The sequence below is a fragment of the Symbiopectobacterium purcellii genome (assembly GCF_019797845.1).
Classification (GTDB): domain Bacteria; phylum Pseudomonadota; class Gammaproteobacteria; order Enterobacterales; family Enterobacteriaceae; genus Symbiopectobacterium; species Symbiopectobacterium purcellii.
In genome coordinates, this window is record NZ_CP081864.1 from 4,174,567 (window position 1) to 4,190,813 (window position 16,247).

16 protein-coding genes are annotated in these 16,247 nt (G+C 51.2%); 6 read left to right on the plus strand and 10 right to left on the minus strand.

What is annotated here, in order from left to right; all coding sequences use genetic code 11:
- Window positions 1-184: 184 nt before the first annotated feature.
- The 3 genes from ptsP to K6K13_RS19345 all read right to left on the minus strand — a co-directional run bounded on the left by ptsP (window position 185) and on the right by K6K13_RS19345 (window position 3,356).
- Window positions 185-2,431: a phosphoenolpyruvate--protein phosphotransferase gene (gene ptsP / locus K6K13_RS19335; RefSeq protein ID WP_222158432.1), complete on the minus strand. Its 2,247-nt coding sequence runs from the start codon at window positions 2,429-2,431 to the stop codon at window positions 185-187.
- Window positions 2,432-2,443: 12 nt separating this feature from the next.
- On the minus strand, window positions 2,444-2,971 hold the full coding sequence (gene rppH / locus K6K13_RS19340; RefSeq protein ID WP_195313845.1) for an RNA pyrophosphohydrolase: 528 nt from the start codon (window positions 2,969-2,971) through the stop codon (window positions 2,444-2,446).
- A gap of 160 nt (window positions 2,972-3,131) precedes the next feature.
- A complete protein-coding gene (locus K6K13_RS19345; RefSeq protein WP_222158433.1) occupies window positions 3,132-3,356 on the minus strand; it encodes a hypothetical protein in 225 nt (74 codons plus the stop codon).
- A gap of 318 nt (window positions 3,357-3,674) precedes the next feature.
- Between K6K13_RS19345 and mutH the strand changes: the two genes are divergently transcribed.
- The 4 genes from mutH (at window position 3,675) to K6K13_RS19365 (ending at window position 6,780) form a co-directional block, all read left to right on the plus strand.
- Window positions 3,675-4,355 (plus strand): DNA mismatch repair endonuclease MutH, encoded by a 681-nt coding sequence (gene mutH / locus K6K13_RS19350; RefSeq protein WP_222158434.1) that lies wholly within the window; start codon window positions 3,675-3,677, stop codon window positions 4,353-4,355.
- Window positions 4,356-4,450: 95 nt separating this feature from the next.
- The gene (locus K6K13_RS19355; protein WP_222161182.1) at window positions 4,451-5,167 is read left to right on the plus strand and encodes a TerC family protein; all 717 of its coding nucleotides are present in this window, start codon (window positions 4,451-4,453) and stop codon (window positions 5,165-5,167) included.
- Between the two features lie 188 nt (window positions 5,168-5,355).
- A complete protein-coding gene (locus K6K13_RS19360) occupies window positions 5,356-5,574 on the plus strand; it encodes a YgdI/YgdR family lipoprotein (protein WP_222158435.1) in 219 nt (72 codons plus the stop codon).
- A 165-nt stretch (window positions 5,575-5,739) separates the two neighbouring features.
- Window positions 5,740-6,780, plus strand: coding sequence for an NADP(H)-dependent aldo-keto reductase (locus K6K13_RS19365; RefSeq protein ID WP_222158436.1), 1,041 nt, complete (start codon window positions 5,740-5,742; stop codon window positions 6,778-6,780).
- A gap of 61 nt (window positions 6,781-6,841) precedes the next feature.
- Here the strand turns inward: K6K13_RS19365 and K6K13_RS19370 are convergent, their stop codons facing one another.
- The 7 genes from K6K13_RS19370 to trmB form a co-directional block, all read right to left on the minus strand.
- A complete protein-coding gene (locus K6K13_RS19370) occupies window positions 6,842-7,717 on the minus strand; it encodes an SDR family oxidoreductase (RefSeq protein WP_222158437.1) in 876 nt (291 codons plus the stop codon).
- Window positions 7,718-7,748: 31 nt separating this feature from the next.
- Complete coding sequence (katE, locus tag K6K13_RS19375; protein WP_222158438.1) at window positions 7,749-10,022, minus strand: catalase HPII; 2,274 nt, start codon at window positions 10,020-10,022, stop codon at window positions 7,749-7,751.
- Window positions 10,023-10,312: 290 nt separating this feature from the next.
- Window positions 10,313-12,082: a hypothetical protein gene (locus tag K6K13_RS19380; protein WP_222158439.1), complete on the minus strand. Its 1,770-nt coding sequence runs from the start codon at window positions 12,080-12,082 to the stop codon at window positions 10,313-10,315.
- The gene (locus tag K6K13_RS19385) at window positions 12,079-12,531 is read right to left on the minus strand and encodes a type III secretion system chaperone (protein WP_222158440.1); all 453 of its coding nucleotides are present in this window, start codon (window positions 12,529-12,531) and stop codon (window positions 12,079-12,081) included. The genes K6K13_RS19380 and K6K13_RS19385 overlap by 4 nt, the downstream gene beginning before the upstream one ends.
- A gap of 302 nt (window positions 12,532-12,833) precedes the next feature.
- The gene (locus K6K13_RS19390) at window positions 12,834-13,547 is read right to left on the minus strand and encodes a YggN family protein (RefSeq protein WP_222158441.1); all 714 of its coding nucleotides are present in this window, start codon (window positions 13,545-13,547) and stop codon (window positions 12,834-12,836) included.
- 23 nt (window positions 13,548-13,570) lie between these two features.
- The gene (locus K6K13_RS19395; protein WP_222158442.1) at window positions 13,571-13,918 is read right to left on the minus strand and encodes a YggL family protein; all 348 of its coding nucleotides are present in this window, start codon (window positions 13,916-13,918) and stop codon (window positions 13,571-13,573) included.
- Window positions 13,918-14,637: a tRNA (guanosine(46)-N7)-methyltransferase TrmB gene (trmB, locus tag K6K13_RS19400; RefSeq protein ID WP_222158443.1), complete on the minus strand. Its 720-nt coding sequence runs from the start codon at window positions 14,635-14,637 to the stop codon at window positions 13,918-13,920. The genes K6K13_RS19395 and trmB overlap by 1 nt, the downstream gene beginning before the upstream one ends.
- Window positions 14,638-14,806: 169 nt before the next feature.
- Here trmB and mutY point away from each other — a divergent pair, with 169 nt between their 5' ends.
- Window positions 14,807-15,889 carry an A/G-specific adenine glycosylase gene (gene mutY, locus K6K13_RS19405; RefSeq protein ID WP_222158444.1) on the plus strand — a complete coding sequence of 361 codons (1,083 nt, stop codon included), beginning with the start codon at window positions 14,807-14,809 and terminating at the stop codon, window positions 15,887-15,889.
- Between the two features lie 29 nt (window positions 15,890-15,918).
- Window positions 15,919-16,191, plus strand: coding sequence for an oxidative damage protection protein (locus K6K13_RS19410; protein WP_222158445.1), 273 nt, complete (start codon window positions 15,919-15,921; stop codon window positions 16,189-16,191).
- Window positions 16,192-16,247: the final 56 nt, after the last annotated feature.

Here is a 16,247-nt window from a genome sequence, read left to right on the forward strand (position 1 = left end):
ACGACGTTGTTTATCCCACGGTATGGGAAGTCGGAAAAGGGGAAACCTTGTTTGCCAGCGCACTCTCGGCATTAACACCTTACGCACTGGCGGCGGTTGCGCATGATAGCACACAGCAGCCACTACGCAGCGTGCAAGCTCAGGAAAAGTTATGTAAATAGGATGTTACCGTTGACACATTTTGTCAGCGACCACCGCGGACTAATCCGCCCAAACCGCGTTCTTCGAGGAAAAGCGCAATCCACTGACGCACTTCGCTGGCGCTGCGCGCCGCCAAAAGGCGTTGAGTCAGCGTTTGCACCTCTGCCAGCACCAATTGACGCAGCAGGTATTTTACCCGCGCTACGCTACGACCATTCATACTGAACGTGCGATAGCCCAGCCCGGTTAATACCAGCGATCCCATCGCCTCGCCGGCCATTTCACCACAGACAGAGACTTCAAGATCAAGACGTTGGCATTCACGTGCAATACCGGCCAACGCCTGCAACATGGACGGGTGCAGGCTGTCATAAAGTGATGCGACGTGCGGGTTGTTGCGATCCACTGCCAGCAAATATTGGGTCAGATCGTTAGTGCCTACCGAGACAAAATCGATACGAGAGGCCAGATGCGGCAGCAAAAACAGCATAGACGGGACTTCGATCATCACCCCGATGCGCGGTTCCGGCAAGGCATGTCCCACCAGTTCCCGTACCTCAGCGGCGGCCTGAGCGATAAGCCGACACGCTTCGTCCACTTCCTCCAGACTGCTGACCATCGGTAACAAAATGCGCAGGTTGCCGGTTTCAGCATTCGCGCGCAGCATCGCCCGCACCTGGATCAAGAAGATCTCCGGTTGATCGAGCGTAACGCGAATACCGCGCCACCCCAAGCAGGGGTTTTCTTCGCTGATCGGCAAATAGGGAAGCTGTTTATCGGCACCGATATCCAGTGTGCGCAACACCACCGGGCGGGAAGGATAAAGCTGCAACATGCCCTGGTACTGCGCCATCTGTTCATCTTCAGACGGAAAACCGCTCTGTAGCATGAAAGGCACTTCGGTGCGGTACAGCCCCACGCCATCAACCAGGTTGATAAAACGCTGCTCATGTTCGGCGCTGAGTCCGGCATTGAGCATCACTTGCATGCGCTCTCCGCTTTTCAGCACCGCAGGCCGTTGCATATCGTCTTCGGCCAGGCGCGTCAGCGCATTATCTTCACTCAACAGGCGTTGATATTCTTGCAACAGCGTCGGCTCGGGATCTACCAGCAGTTCACCCCGATAACCATCAAGGATCAAGGTGCGCTGGTGCAATAACTCCGGCTGAATATCCGCGCCCATCAGGGTGGGGATCCCCATCGCCCGCACCATGATCGCCGCATGTGAGTTGGCGGCACCGTCGTGTACGACCACACCCGCCAATCGGTCTTGCGGCACATCCGCCAGCAGCGTTGCCGTCAGTTCATCGGCCACCAGAATAAAATGCGGCGGCCAGCGCTCGCTGCTGGTCACACTGTCATCAAGATGAAACAACAAACGCTGGCCCAACGCGCGGAAATCCCCGGCGCGTTCGCGCAAATAGGCATCCTGAAGCACAGCAAACTGCGCAGCAAAACGCTCGATCACCAGTTTTACCGCCCACTCGGCGACATTCCCGTCATCCACTTCCTGAAATAGCTCGCGCTTGAGGCGTGCGTCGCTCAGCAAATGGGAATAAAGATCGAAAATCGCTGCACTCTCTTTTTGCGCGCTGGCACTGAAGCGTTTACTGAAACGGCGGAATTCGGCGTTGGCCTCTTCCAGCGCCTGCGTCAGACGCGAGCGCTCGCGTTCGCTATCCAGGCTTGAAGCAGGGAAAACCAATTCCAGTGAAGGCTGGCTGCTGTCCATCCAGCCTGGCGCAATCGCCACGCCGCTCGATGCCACCAGCGCTTTGAGCCGTGTTTGCCGATATTGACCAAACAGCGCCTTGATTTGCGTCAGAGAGAGAATGGCGGCCATTTGCTTCGCCAGCGTGACCATGAAAGACTCTTCATTCTTATCAAACTGGCGATGTTCGCGCTGTTGCACCACCAACACACCCAGCAGTTGTCGACGATGAATAATGGGCACGCCAAGGAAAGAACGAAAGTGTTGCTCTTTAACGGAAGGGATAAATTTAAAACTGGGGTGGGCTTGCGCATCGGCCAGGTTGATGGGTTCAGCACGCTGCCCCACTAATCCGACAATTCCTTGACCAAAAGCCAGCGTGATAAGACGACCACGCGGCTTTTTCAAACCGCGTGTCGCCATCAGGTAGTAACATTGGCGATCGTGATCGGCCAGATAGATAGAACAGACTTCCGTATCCATCGCCTGGCAGGTCTCATTGACCAACAGATCCAGCGCATCATTTAAGCGCGATGCCGCCGCCACTTTCTCAACGATTTCTCGCAAACGCGTGAGCATGATGAGCGCGACTTATCCTCTTTTGCGCCGAGGCACCGAAGGCGCCCTCGCCGCGGCGTTCTCTTGCAGTTGTATAACCGGGCTGATAAATTCCTTCATCACCCGACGGTAAACGTCGCGTTTAAACGACACCACCTGACGCACAGGATACCAGTAACTCACCCAGCGCCAGCCGTCAAACTCCGGCGTGCCGCTGCTTTGCATATTGATATCAGATTCGTTGCACATTAACTGTAGCAGAAACCACTTCTGCTTTTGACCGATACAAACCGGTTTTGTATCCCAACGCACCAAACGTTTTGGTAATTTGTAACGTAACCAGCTGCGGGTTGAAGCCAGAATACGGACATCCTTTTTCCTGAGTCCCACTTCTTCAAACAGTTCGCGATACATGGCCTGTTCAGGGCTTTCCCCCGGGTTGATGCCCCCTTGCGGGAACTGCCAGGAGTGCTGGCCATAACGACGCGCCCAGAGCACTTCACCAAGCCGATTGCAAATTACAATACCAACGTTAGGGCGGTAGCCATCATCATCGATCACCGGACTACCTCGAAAACTTTCAATGCAAAGATGACCTGATTGTTTCACACTCCCGCCACCCGGTAAACTCCTGCTTAACAGCATTGATTCTACGAATAACCTGCCGCTAACCCACAGAAAGGGGAATAGTTATAAACAGCATGCATCAAGCATAGCGCTTTTATTCACTATTTTTGTGGATATCACTGTGCAGAACCAAATGAAAGCATGCGGAAAACATTTTCTCCATCGTTGAAACCACAACGCACCATCCAAAAAATCTTCCTTTATTTTCAAAAAATACCGATTTAACCCACGACATATTCACCGCAATTAAGCGGCGCAGAAAACCGGTGCACGGCAGAGTGGTGAAAGATTGCTCCACGACGGTTTTATCCACAGCCACGACGCAAAAATCGCATAATAAAATAACAAAAATCGCAAAAAATCGTGACGTCAAGGCTGTAAATCAAACCAGTAGTGAGGACTTATCCCGGTTATCCCAAAAATCTGTGGATAACCTGGTGTAAGATCCTGTTTATTGTCGGTGTCTATCCTTGAACAACGATAAAACCGACGTGATACCTTGGTGGGATAAATAAAAAAACACGCTATGAATCATGCTATTATTGTTTTCTTTTTGGCACGGCACCGCCCTGTTGAAAAACCTGATGAATGCTGTACTTTTTTTAGTCAATCTGACGACCTGTTTTCATAGGTGAATATGCCCAACCCGATTGCAACGCCACCAGCCGATGAGCATACGCTACTTGAACGCGCGCAAGCGCTTGCCGGTTATACGCTGGCAGAACTTGCCGCACGGGCAAACCTGCCGCTGCCAGCCAACCTCAAATGCGACAAGGGGTGGATAGGCGTGTTGCTTGAGCGCTTTCTCGGTGCCAGCGCAGGCAGCAAACCGGAACAGGATTTTCCAGATATTGGCGTAGAGCTAAAAACCATTCCGATTGACGATCGAGGCAGGCCGCTCGAAACCACCTTCGTGTCAGTGGCACCGCTAACCGGCAACAGCGGTGTGACATGGGAGAGCAGCCATGTGCGGCATAAGTTGGCACGGGTACTGTGGATCCCGGTGGAAGGATTGCGTGAAATTCCTCTCGGCGAACGCCATATCGGCACGCCACTTATCTGGAGCCCCTCTCCCGAGGAGGAGGAACTGCTGCGGCGGGATTGGGAAGAACTGATGGACCTGATTGTGCTCGGCAAGGTGGAGAGCATCACCGCGCGTCACGGCGAGGTACTACAATTACGCCCCAAAGGGGCCAACAGTAAGGCGCTGACGCAAGCAATCGGCGAGTTTGGTCAGCCCATCATGACCTTGCCGCGCGGTTTCTATTTGAAGAAGACCTTTACCGGCCCGTTGTTAGCGCGCCATTTTCATCTTTAAATGCCAGAGATAATGCGTATCGTTTTTTCTTGCCAGAAAACCGAATGTAAAGCGTATAATCTGCGTTTACATTTCGTTTAGGTTTGATTGATATAATTTTTGATTGGATTGTTGATCCGAATGCATGGCTGGCGCTCGGCACGCTGACCATTTTGGAGATCGTACTAGGTATCGACAACATCATCTTCCTTTCTCTGGTTGTCGCCAAGTTACCCAAAGCCCAACAAAATAAAGCGCGCCGTATCGGCCTTCTGGGTGCCATGCTGATGCGTCTTGGCCTGCTCGCCTCGATCGCCTGGGTGATTCGTCTGACCAACCCGCTGTTTACGCTGATGGATAATGAAATTTCCGTGCGCGATCTGATCCTGTTTTTCGGCGGCTTGTTCCTGATCTGGAAATCCAGTCGCGAAGTTCATGAGACGATCGAAGGCGGTTCAGAGGCACATTCCAGCCAGGTGCATTCCTTTTTCGGGGCTATTGTGCAGATCATGTTGTTAGATATCATCTTCAGCCTCGACTCCGTCATTACCGCCGTCGGCCTTTCCGACCATCTGTTTATCATGATGGCCGCCGTGGTGATTGCCGTAGGGGTGATGATGTTTTCAGCCCGCGCCATCGGTGAGTTTGTCGATCGTCATCCATCGGTGAAAATGCTGGCACTCTCTTTCCTGATTCTGGTGGGATTTACGCTGATTCTGGAAAGCGTCGATGTTCACGTTCCCAAAGGCTATATCTATTTCGCGATGTTCTTCTCAATGTCGGTTGAAGCGCTGAATCTGATGCGCAGCAAAAAAGCGACAAACGCAGAGTAATTCCCCAGCGGGTAGCCTTGGCTGCCCGCGCTCCCCTTTTCGGGTGAATCACTGATTATTTCCATTATTCCTACATTCTTCTTTTTCCCGCTTTGCTAGACTCATCTTGTATATTCATGTTTTTTGATAGAGATTAGGTCCTAAAAAGAACCATCGCCCATTTTTTTACTATTTGAGTGGATTACTTGATGACGATTCGACACAAAGCCATCGCGTTATGCTTTTTTGCCTTGTTGGTGAGTGGGTGTAGCAGCAACTATGTGATTGCGACCAAAGAGGGGCAGATGCTGCTGACAAAAAACAAGCCGGCGTTGGATAAAGATACCGGCCTGCTCAGTTATCTTGATGAAGATGGGCAGTGGCGACAGATCAATAATGAAATTGTCTCCCAGATTGTTCAGCGTTAACGACTGCTCTCGCCTGGCTTTTTTGTTTTTTTTTTCACACCATGAAGCCATTAAAGGTGCTTCCCCCCATAGCATTGCTTGGTTATAGTCAGAAACAGGCGCTGGTTTTTCCCTTTACCTAAGGGATGAGGACGCCGGGATTTTCAGACATTAAGGAAGCTGGCAATGCTCTATCACCGTATTCCCCATAGTGCTTTAGAAGTCAGCGTGCTCAGTCTGGGCACCATGACGTTTGGTGAACAAAACAGTGAAGCGGAGGCGCACGCGCAGCTCGATCGCGCAGTGGCAGCCGGCGTTAACCTGATTGACACCGCAGAAATGTACCCTGTGCCACCGCGACCAGAAACACAGGGTCTCACGGAACGCTATATTGGCTCATGGTTGGCCTCGCGTGGCGGCAGAGAAAAACTGATTTTGGCAAGTAAAGTCGCCGGCCCAAGCCGTGGCAGCGACGTTGGTATTCGTCCGCAGCAGGTATTGGATCGTAAAAACATCCGTGCCGCGCTGGACGCCAGCCTCACGCGCCTCAACACAGACTACCTCGATCTTTATCAAGTGCACTGGCCGCAGCGACAGACGAACTGCTTTGGCAAACTGAACTATCAATACACCGATGACAAAGCGACGGTAACACTGCTGGAAACGCTGGAAGCCCTCGAAGAGCAGGTGCGTGCTGGCAAAATCCGCTATATCGGGGTCTCGAATGAAACACCCTGGGGTGTGATGCGCTATCTGCAACTGGCTGAAAAACACAACCTGCCGCGCATCGTCTCCATCCAGAACCCGTACAGCCTGCTTAACCGCAGTTTCGAAGTAGGTTTGGCTGAAATCAGCCAGCACGAAGGGGTGGAATTGTTGGCCTATTCGCCTCTCGCTTTTGGTACGTTAACCGGGAAATATTTGAATGGCGCTCAGCCAGCCGGAGCGCGCAACACATTGTTCAGCCGCTTTGTGCGTTATAGCGCACCACACACCCAGCAAGCCATTGCCGAGTATGTAGCCCTTGCGCAGCGTCACGGGCTGGATCCGGCGCAAATGGCATTGGCGTTCGTGCGTCAGCAACCGTTTGTCGCCAGTACTATCCTGGGTGCAACCACACTTGAACAACTCGACACCAACCTTGCCAGCCTCGATGTGCAATTAAATCCTGAATTGTTGACTGAGTTGGAAGAGATTCATCGCCGTTTTACCATCCCGGCACCGTGATGTGCGGCTTAAATACCGATCAAGGCCCAGCATGCTGGGCCTTTTTTTGCCTTGTTCCCACCTAAAGTGTCCCGGTGCCACCGTCCGAACACCATACTTGCCCCGACGTGTAGCTACAGGCTTTCGACGCCAGAGTAACGTAAAGCGGAGCGATCTCTGCCGGCTGTCCAGCCCTTCCCAGTGGGCTGTCCGCACCAAAGTGAGGCAGCGACTCTTGAGGTTGGCCGCCGCAAACTTGCAGTGGTGTCCAATAGGGACCGGGGGCAACGGCATTAACACGAATGCCTTTGGGCCCTAACTGTTTGGCCAACGCCTTGGTGAACGCCACGTTACAGGCTTTAGTCTGTGCATAATCAAGCAGCCCAGCAGAAGGCGCATACGCTTGTACCGATGCGGTAGTGATAATTGATGCGCCCGGTTCCATGACATTGAGCGCATATTTCGAGAGCCAAAACATGGCATATACATTGGTTTTAAACGTGGCATCAAACTGCTCAGTCGAGAGATCGAGGATGGATTCAACGAACTGTTGTTTTCCGGCATTATTGATCAGAATATCCAACCCCCCCAGGCAACGATGGGCCTCCTCAATCAGTAACTGACAGAACGCCTCATCGCGCAGATCGCCGGCAATACCGTAGCCTTTCTGACCCGCATCTCGAATAAGTGCAATCACTTCATCGGCATCTTGCTGTTCATCGGGAAGATAATTAATCACGACATCGGCACCTTCGCGGGCAAAAGCAATAGCAACCGCTCTGCCGATACCGGAGTCCCCCCCGGTAATCAGCGCTTTGCTCCCCGCCAGGCGACCGCTCCCCTGGTAACTGGTTTCACCATGATCGGGTCGAGGCGACATTTTTCCCGCCAGACCGGGCTCAGGCTGGCGTTGTTGCGGATAGGGTGGCATGGAATAATGAAGTTGGTCGTGCTGCATAATCGACTCCTGTTTGGTGAGTTTATCAACGTTAACCAGCAATCGTCGCGGCGACTTTCTCCCGCGACCACACTCGGTGTTGTTTCATAACGGCGGTAAGTTCATCCACCAGGTGTTGTGGAGTGTTATTGACGATAACGCCTTCATCGGGAGCAGGCAGAGACAATGCGGAATAAAGCGCTGACGCTTCACCTTGCAGGCCAATCCCTTTGAGGTGTTTGAAGCTCTGTATAAGAAAATATTTGGCAGCACCGTTTTGCATCAACGTTGCTACAGACTCTTTTCCGGTTGGAACAATCGCTGCGTCGAACAGCACTGAGGTATTCCCCTCAAACGAATCATTCACTTCAAGGTTAAGACCTTGCAACGTGGTAATTTCCCCAACGCTGGGGGCCAATATTTTAGCGTGGACCCCTTGTTGCTCAAGGCGACGGATCATGCGGATAACAGCCTCTCCACAGACGCCGTCAGCCACCAACAGAGCCACCTGACGCGATTTGATGCGATAGTCCACAGCAACCTCACGCGCATTTTCGCCATAAATACTGAGCGAGGGTTCTACCGTTAGCCCATTGACAGGATTAGGGAGCGGATAGGCAAGCTGTGCGGGTGAGATCGAGATGCCCACTTGCTGCGCAACCCGTTTTGCCAGATCTTTATCGATGTAGCACAGTTGATCAACAACGCGTTTGCGGATCCACGGTCGCTGAACTTTGCCCAGTTCAAAGCTGAATCCATCGACAATATGGGCCTGCTCATAGTCCGTTTGGCTCAACCAAAACAGGCGCGGCTGCGAGTAATGGTCAGAAAAAGAGCCGCTTCTCTGGCGGATTTTTTCACCGTTTACTGGCTGTTTGAAGGTGGAACCGCCGCCCTCACGCGCGCCGGGCGGTGTTTCTCTTGGCCAATTATTATCAATAGAGTTAGGTTCATAATTGGCGGCACCAGAAACGCTCATTCTGTGCTGGCCGTCGCGTTGGTGATTGTGGAATGGACAAAGTGGTTTGTTGATGGGGATTTCATGGAAATTAGGGCCACCCAACCGGCTGATTTGCGTATCCAAATAGGAAAACGGCCGACCCTGTAGCAAGGGATCGTCAGAAAAATCCAATCCGGGAACCAGGTTTGCCGGGCAAAATGCGACCTGTTCGGTCTCGCAGAAATAGTTGTCCGGATTGCGGTTAAGCGTCATTTTCCCGACCCGCTGCACGGGAACGAGTGATTCCGGTATCAGTTTAGTGGGCTCGAGAATGTCAAAATCAAAGCGATGCTCATCCTGCATAGGAATGATTTGTAAACCCAGTTCATATTCAGGGTAATCCCCTGCCTCAATCGCTTCCCATAACTCGCGCCGATGGAAATCAGGGTCCCGGCCTGTAATCAGCTGTGCCTCATCCCACAACAAGGAGGCAACGCCATAGAGCGGTTTCCAATGAAAACGCACAAAGTGGCATTGCCCTTCAGCATTAATCATCTTGAATGTGTGGATCCCAAATCCCTCCATCATGCGGTAACTGCGAGGGATCCCGCGATCTGACATCGCCCACATCACATTGTGCAACGTCTCGGGTTGGAGCGAGACAAAATCCCAGAAAGTATCGTGCGCACTTTGACCTTGTGGGATCTCATTATGTGGCTCAGGCTTTACCGCGTGGACCAGATCGGGAAACTTGATAGCATCCTGAATGAAGAACACAGGCGTGTTATTGCCGACCAAATCAAAGTTGCCCTCATGGGTATAAAATTTCGTTGCCCAACCACGAATGTCCCTGACCGTATCGGCCGATCCTCGCGATCCCTGAACCGTGGAAAAACGCACAAACACAGGCGTTTCAATATCAGGCTGTTGCAAAAACCCTGCCTTGGTCAAATGTGTCAGCGGCTTATAAACCTGAAAAAAACCGTGCACCGCCGCCCCCCGCGCATGCACCACTCGTTCAGGAATCCGCTCATGATCGAAGTGCGTAATTTTTTCTCGCAGCATAAAATCTTCGAGCAGGATTGCACCTCTTTCCCCCACGCTCAGTGAGTTTTGGTTGTCCGCAATTTTGATCCCCTGGTTGGTGGTTAACGCTTCACCCGCTGGGACGTCTTTTGATTTTTCTAACTGGCGCAATTTGTCATTGCTAATTTCAGGCGATTTTTCAATTCCAGGGGACATGGGCGCAGCACCCGGTGGATGGGTGCTTCCAGAGAGTTTCAAAGACGCTTCTTGCCCAATCTCAGCATGACGGTGCGATGACACAGTCTTATCAGGTTCACTTTTTTTATGATTTCCCGACTCATGATGCGTATCCTCTTTCATGCTCACCTCTAAATATTGATTAAAATCAATTAATTAAAAAAACCATTTATACACACATTAATTATAGTTAATTTTTTTTAATATATTAGTCACGAAATGATTGGGTTGAGTCGATGAGTTTGCAGGGGAAGGGAGATTGACGCGGTGATGGTTATCGCATTGACGTCAGTGTGCTGCCGAAGGTGGACTGTTGATAGCTTCAGCCCAGGGGCATATGCGCCCCTGGCTTAAAACGCTTTACGCCCATTGAACAATTAGCAACTGGAAGCCCCACCGAGCAATGGGAATAGCTATCCTCGCTGCGGATCAAGATTCAGCCATTTCGGCGCGCTTGCCGTATAGGTTTCCAGCGGCTGGCTAAAGGTTAATTTTTCAGCCAAATCGACATTGATGTCTGAAATGGTCACGCTCTTGTTTTTCAAGCCTTGCTCATTGAACGTCAGATGACTGTTAACCGTGGTGGACACCGTGCTGGAACCACTCGATAAGGGCTGCATGGCATCCCGCGACGATCCCAGTTGCTCCACCGGCCAGACTATCTGGGTTGCAATATCAACACCGTTGCTCTTGCTCACGGTAACCTTTGTTTCAGGCGGCCCCAGTTTCATCCATCGATTATCGGTAAAAATTACGTCGCCAGACTGGTGATTGAGCTGATTAAGTACCTTATTACCTACGTTATTCAGAACATTTTTTGGCGCAATATGGTGCGTCAACGCCAATAGGCTCATAGGATGGTGATTGACCATGTCAGAAAGCTGTCCGACCTGACGCTTTTGCCCTTCAGACAGATCCTCAGGTAACGCGAACATGTCTTTGATAATAACAAACAGATTGCCCCCTACATCAACCGCTCTTTGACCATAGCTTTTATGGCTATTATCAACATGGAGAGCCATTCCCTGCCGCAATTCATTGATAAACGAACCGCCAGCGAAATAAGCCCCCGCTTCCTCAGGGTGTTTCACTGGCAAAGAGAAACCGTTTTTCATAAAATTCGTCAGTTCGGGGGAAACTGCATATTTACCATGATGTTCGAAGGAAACGGAGTCAAGCTCATTAAGCCAGTTGTGACCCATTGCAATGGTAGACATCGGCATCTTTTCTAATAATGGTTTTAGTTGCTCATATTTATTTTGGAATTCACTGCGAACCTCTTTGGGCAGTTCAGCAATCATCTTGAACATCTCATCAACTTGTTCAGGTTGTTGTGTTTTATGAGCAAGAATGGCAAGTTCAACAAGATCGGAGACGGTTTTTTTGTCTCCATTGGCAGTCCCCGTTGGTAACCATGTGCTGAATTCATTAAATACTTCTTTTATTTTGGCCGGCAATTGCAAAACATTCCGCATCACTTCTGATTGCAAACACAGGGATGAAACATGGTTATAGGTTTCTGCGGTTACAGATGAAATTACTGAGCACAGTGACATTTCTGGGACAACGTCTTTGCTTTGCGTATAATGCCGCTGCAACTCTTTTGCCGCAATACGGTGCAATGCCGTATTACTTTGATATTCTGCTTTATCCAAAATTGTGCGTTTCAATACCGACATAAATGTCGCGGCAATCATTTTTCCACCATGAACACCGGTGAGGGCATTTTCTATTGCCAGTTTCATCACCTGTGAGCCTGATTCCTGCTTTGACCAGACGCACAAAATGCGCTCCAGCGCATGGTCTTGTAACATATCAGGCAGAAAATGCCCGGCAATTTTACTCGCCAGGAAGGTGGAACACGAATTATTGCCATTGTATTCCATCAGCAAAGAGACCAAGGGACCGGCCCCCTCTTTTACCTGCGCCATCGTATTATCAAACAATACGCTTCTGCCAAGGCTGACAATTTCAGCGCTTCGCTCACCCAGCAATTTTTGGTCACAGGCGTATTGCTGTGCAAGGTTAACCGTACCGGACAGGATATTCTTCGCCAATGTATCACGGGTAACCGAGCCAAAAGTGATACGGTTGACCAGCGTATTAACGACTTTGCTGCTGTCCATCGCTTTATAGGTTAGCGTACGGGCAGCCAGTTTCATGCCATCGGAAATCTTCATCATGTACGTTGATACCTGTTTCTGCTGATAGTGGTTTGCGCAATTGAAGGCCGTGAAGCACGATTGACAATCTTGGGCAAATGCTCTTGCCAATAGTGAACTTGCGTAATGAGTGTGTCGATACGTTTTATCGCAGTCTCGGCATCCATATTGTCTAACGTGAGCAGATGAAACAGAATGACCTGATTACCGCTGGCATCAAAACCAAACCAGCAACGCTCGGTTGCGACCCCGAATAAATGAATTTGTAACAGCGATGCGAAAAAATCATCAGAGAGAATATCTGCCGTACGCATGACGGGTGAAAAAAGATAGGCCTCGTCATTATGATACTCAATATTCAGCTCAACATTATTCTCAAAGCGAATAGCACAGCCTCCGCTATCAACAGCTTTATTAATATCTACATGCATATCGGCAGAAATTGCCTGCAACAGTTCGGTGAAGGTCATGTTAAATCCTTTGTAAAATAATATATATCCATAACGCTTCGTATTGCATAGGCAAAAGTGAGAAGTTGTAAACGCAAATGTCCGTTGAAGATCTTCCGCTTACGACTTCACATTTATTCTTCTTTATCTTTACAACGGCATGAAAGAAATAGAATCGAGTAAAAGCATGATATATGTATAACCATAACTAGCTTTCACAAATCGGCTATATGACTTGCCAAGCGCAGGGGATGACGTGGGGGCATAAAAAAAGCCACTCTGACGAAATACCTGTTTTCATCAGAGTGGCGCTGTAGATACGATTACGGCAGGGATTTAAGCAACTGCTTACGCTGGTTTTCCAGTGCAATAACCCGCTGGCATACATCCTTGCCAAAACGCTGGAACGTGAGTTCCTGGCTGTTCCACTCGGTTTGAATCGCTTGTTGCAGGTTACCAAGGTTACCCATCATTGCCTGCAACGGATTGCCTCCGCTGGAAAGCTGCTTTACGCCCATCTCGTTCAGGCTGTCTTGCAACACGCCGCCAAGGGCCTGCTGAACCAGTTGGCGGCCATCCTGCTCCACCTGTTTGACCGCCTGGTGATGAAACGCAATGCCATCGCTACGCGGCTCGAGAATGCGCGCCATCTGCTGCTTGAGCTGGGTATCCAGCGTGGTTAGCCGGGTACGCACATTGCTGTCACTCCCCAGTTCCTTAGCAATGACGCCGTCCAGCGCTATACGCGCTTTTTCCAGATGCGCCTGTGCACCCTGCTCAATCCACGGCAGTTGCTGACGCAAATCCGCTTGATACGCTTTCGCCTGCTGACGCTGTGGCGCAGTAAGCGTTAACACCGTCTGGTTGCGCGTGACATCGCCCTGCGGCGAAATCACCAGATTGCCACTTGCACCAACCACCTGCACCTGTTGCGGTGTAATGAAGATGTCATCCTGCGGATTCACTTCACATTGATACGCCGCCTGTGCCTGCCAGGACAACAACGCCAGCAGAGAGAGCATTACCGATCGCAACATGTCGTCTTCCTATAAAAACAGAATCAGGAGAGCAGATTTTCCGGCAGTTCCCACCAGATATCGAACAGTTCGCTAACTTTAACGTCTTGCAACTGCTGTGCTTTCAGCCAGGCAGCAACCAGCTCACGGTGCGCATCGGTGCAATGGCCGGTCTTCTGCAAGCAGATCAACCCTTCCCAGTGCAGATAACCGCTGCCTTCAAATGCCAGGCCCGCCGGATCAATCACATCGTCAACAAACTTATCCAGGGTGGCATCGATAGTCTCTACCGACGTGCCCTCAGCGAAACGCCAGCTCACCGAAAAGCCCAGTTCCTGAAACTCCTCAATGTGTAACTTTTTACGCAAACGACGACTGCGTTGTTGTGCCATTATTCTATCCTCTCAAACATAAGATCCCACACTCCGTGGCCTAACCGCTGGCCGCGCGCTTCGAACTTGGTTAACGGGCGAGACGAGGGGCGAGGAACGTAGTCCTGTGTGGCAGAGAGATTACGGTATCCCGCCACATCACGCATGACCTCAAGCATATGTTCCGCATAGGGCTCCCAGTCTGTCGCCATATGAAACACGCCCCCCTTCGCCAGCTTGCGCAGCACCCGCTCCGCAAAGGCTTTTTGTACAATACGACGTTTATTATGGCGCGCTTTATGCCAAGGATCAGGGAAAAAGAGCTGAACCATGGTCAGTGCCCCATCGGGGATCATCTGCTCCAGCACTTCAACCGCGTCATGACACATAACGCGCAGATTGCTCAGGTTAGCTTCCTGCGCCGCCGCCAAGCAGGCTCCGACGCCGGGAAGATGTACCTCGATCCCTAAAAAATTTTGCTCAGGGTGTTGCTCTGCCATGGTGACCAGCGATGCCCCCATGCCAAACCCGATTTCCAATACCGTCGGCGCTTCACGACCGAAAAGTGCAGTAAAATCGAGCGCCTGTGCCTGATACTCTACACCCATAACGGGCCAGTAGTTATCCAGCGCCTGCTGCTGCCCATTGGTTAAACGCCCCTGACGGCGCACAAAACTGCGAATACGGCGCAGCGGACGCCCATCCTCATCAAATTCCGGTGAAATGACGTTATTGATCATAGAAAACGTGTGCCGATGGCCTGTTCAAATTCGCCCAAAGAAAGGCGCATTATGCAAGGATACCGCGGTTTAGCAAGGGGGATACCTCGGAAAGTTCCGGTTTACAGCACATTCACTCTGTGCTGGAATCGCTGTCAGACTTTTCACCCGGCAAGAGAGTGGCTTTTTTATGATGCAAGCGCAGCCGTTCGCGCAGCAGGTGTTGGCATGGTATGAGCGCTATGGCCGCAAGACACTGCCGTGGCAACAAGAGAAAACGCCTTATACCGTATGGCTCTCCGAGATCATGTTGCAACAGACGCAGGTCACCACGGTCATTCCCTATTTTCAACGTTTTATTGCACGCTTTCCCGATGTGCGCACCCTTGCCGCCGCCCCCTTGGATGAGGTACTGCACCTGTGGACCGGGCTGGGTTATTACGCGCGTGCGCGCAACCTGCACAAAGCCGCGCAAACCATCATGGAGCAGCATGGCGGGGCGTTTCCAACCACGTTGGACGCCGTCTGTGCACTGCCGGGGGTTGGGCGTTCCACCGCAGGCGCAGTGCTGTCCCTTTCTCTTGGTCAGCATCACCCGATTCTTGATGGCAATGTTAAACGCGTGCTGGCACGCTGCTACGCGGTAGCCGGTTGGCCGGGTAAGAAAGAGGTTGAGCACCAGCTCTGGACCCATAGCGAGCAGGTTACGCCCGCGCAGGGCGTTAGCCAGTTCAATCAGGCGATGATGGATTTAGGCGCGATGGTGTGCACCCGCAGCCGCCCCAAATGCGAACTTTGTCCGCTGAGCAATGGTTGCATCGCTTATGCTAACCACAGTTGGGCCCGCTATCCGGGTAAAAAACCGAAGCAGACGTTACCGGAAAAAAGCGCCTGGTTCCTATTACTGCAACGGGGCGATGAAGTATGGCTGCAACAGCGGCCTGCGACCGGGCTATGGGGAGGCTTGTTTTGCTTTCCACAGTTCAACACTCATGATGATGTGGAACCTTGGCTGCAACAACGCGGTCTGAAAATCACAGACGTGCAGCAATTGGTGTCATTTCGCCACACCTTTAGCCATTTCCATCTGGATATTGTTCCGCTCTGGCTCGCATTACCCACTGACATTCCTCACGCTTTGCACGATGCTTGCATGGAGGAAAAGGCCGGTCTCTGGTATAACTTGGCGCAACCGCCCGCCGTTGGGCTGGCTGCACCGGTGGAACGACTATTACGTATGTTAACGCTACACTCCGGCGGCAGTTTGATCTGACCAGCACGCGTTATTCAAGAGGAATCAGCATGAGCAGAAGCATTTTTTGTACTTATTTACAACGTGAAGCCGAAGGGCAGGATTTTCAGCTTTATCCGGGAGAACTGGGCAAACGCATCTATCAGGAAATTTCAAAAGAGGCGTGGGCGCAATGGCAGACCAAACAAACCATGCTGATCAACGAAAAAAAGCTCAACATGATGAACGTGGAGCACCGCAAACTGCTGGAACAAGAGATGATTAAATTCCTGTTCGAGGGTAAAGAAGTCCACATCGAAGGCTATACCCCTCCCAGCGCATGATATCAGGGCCTTATGGCCCTTTTGTCTCTTTATGCTGACACCGCGTTGCTAACGAA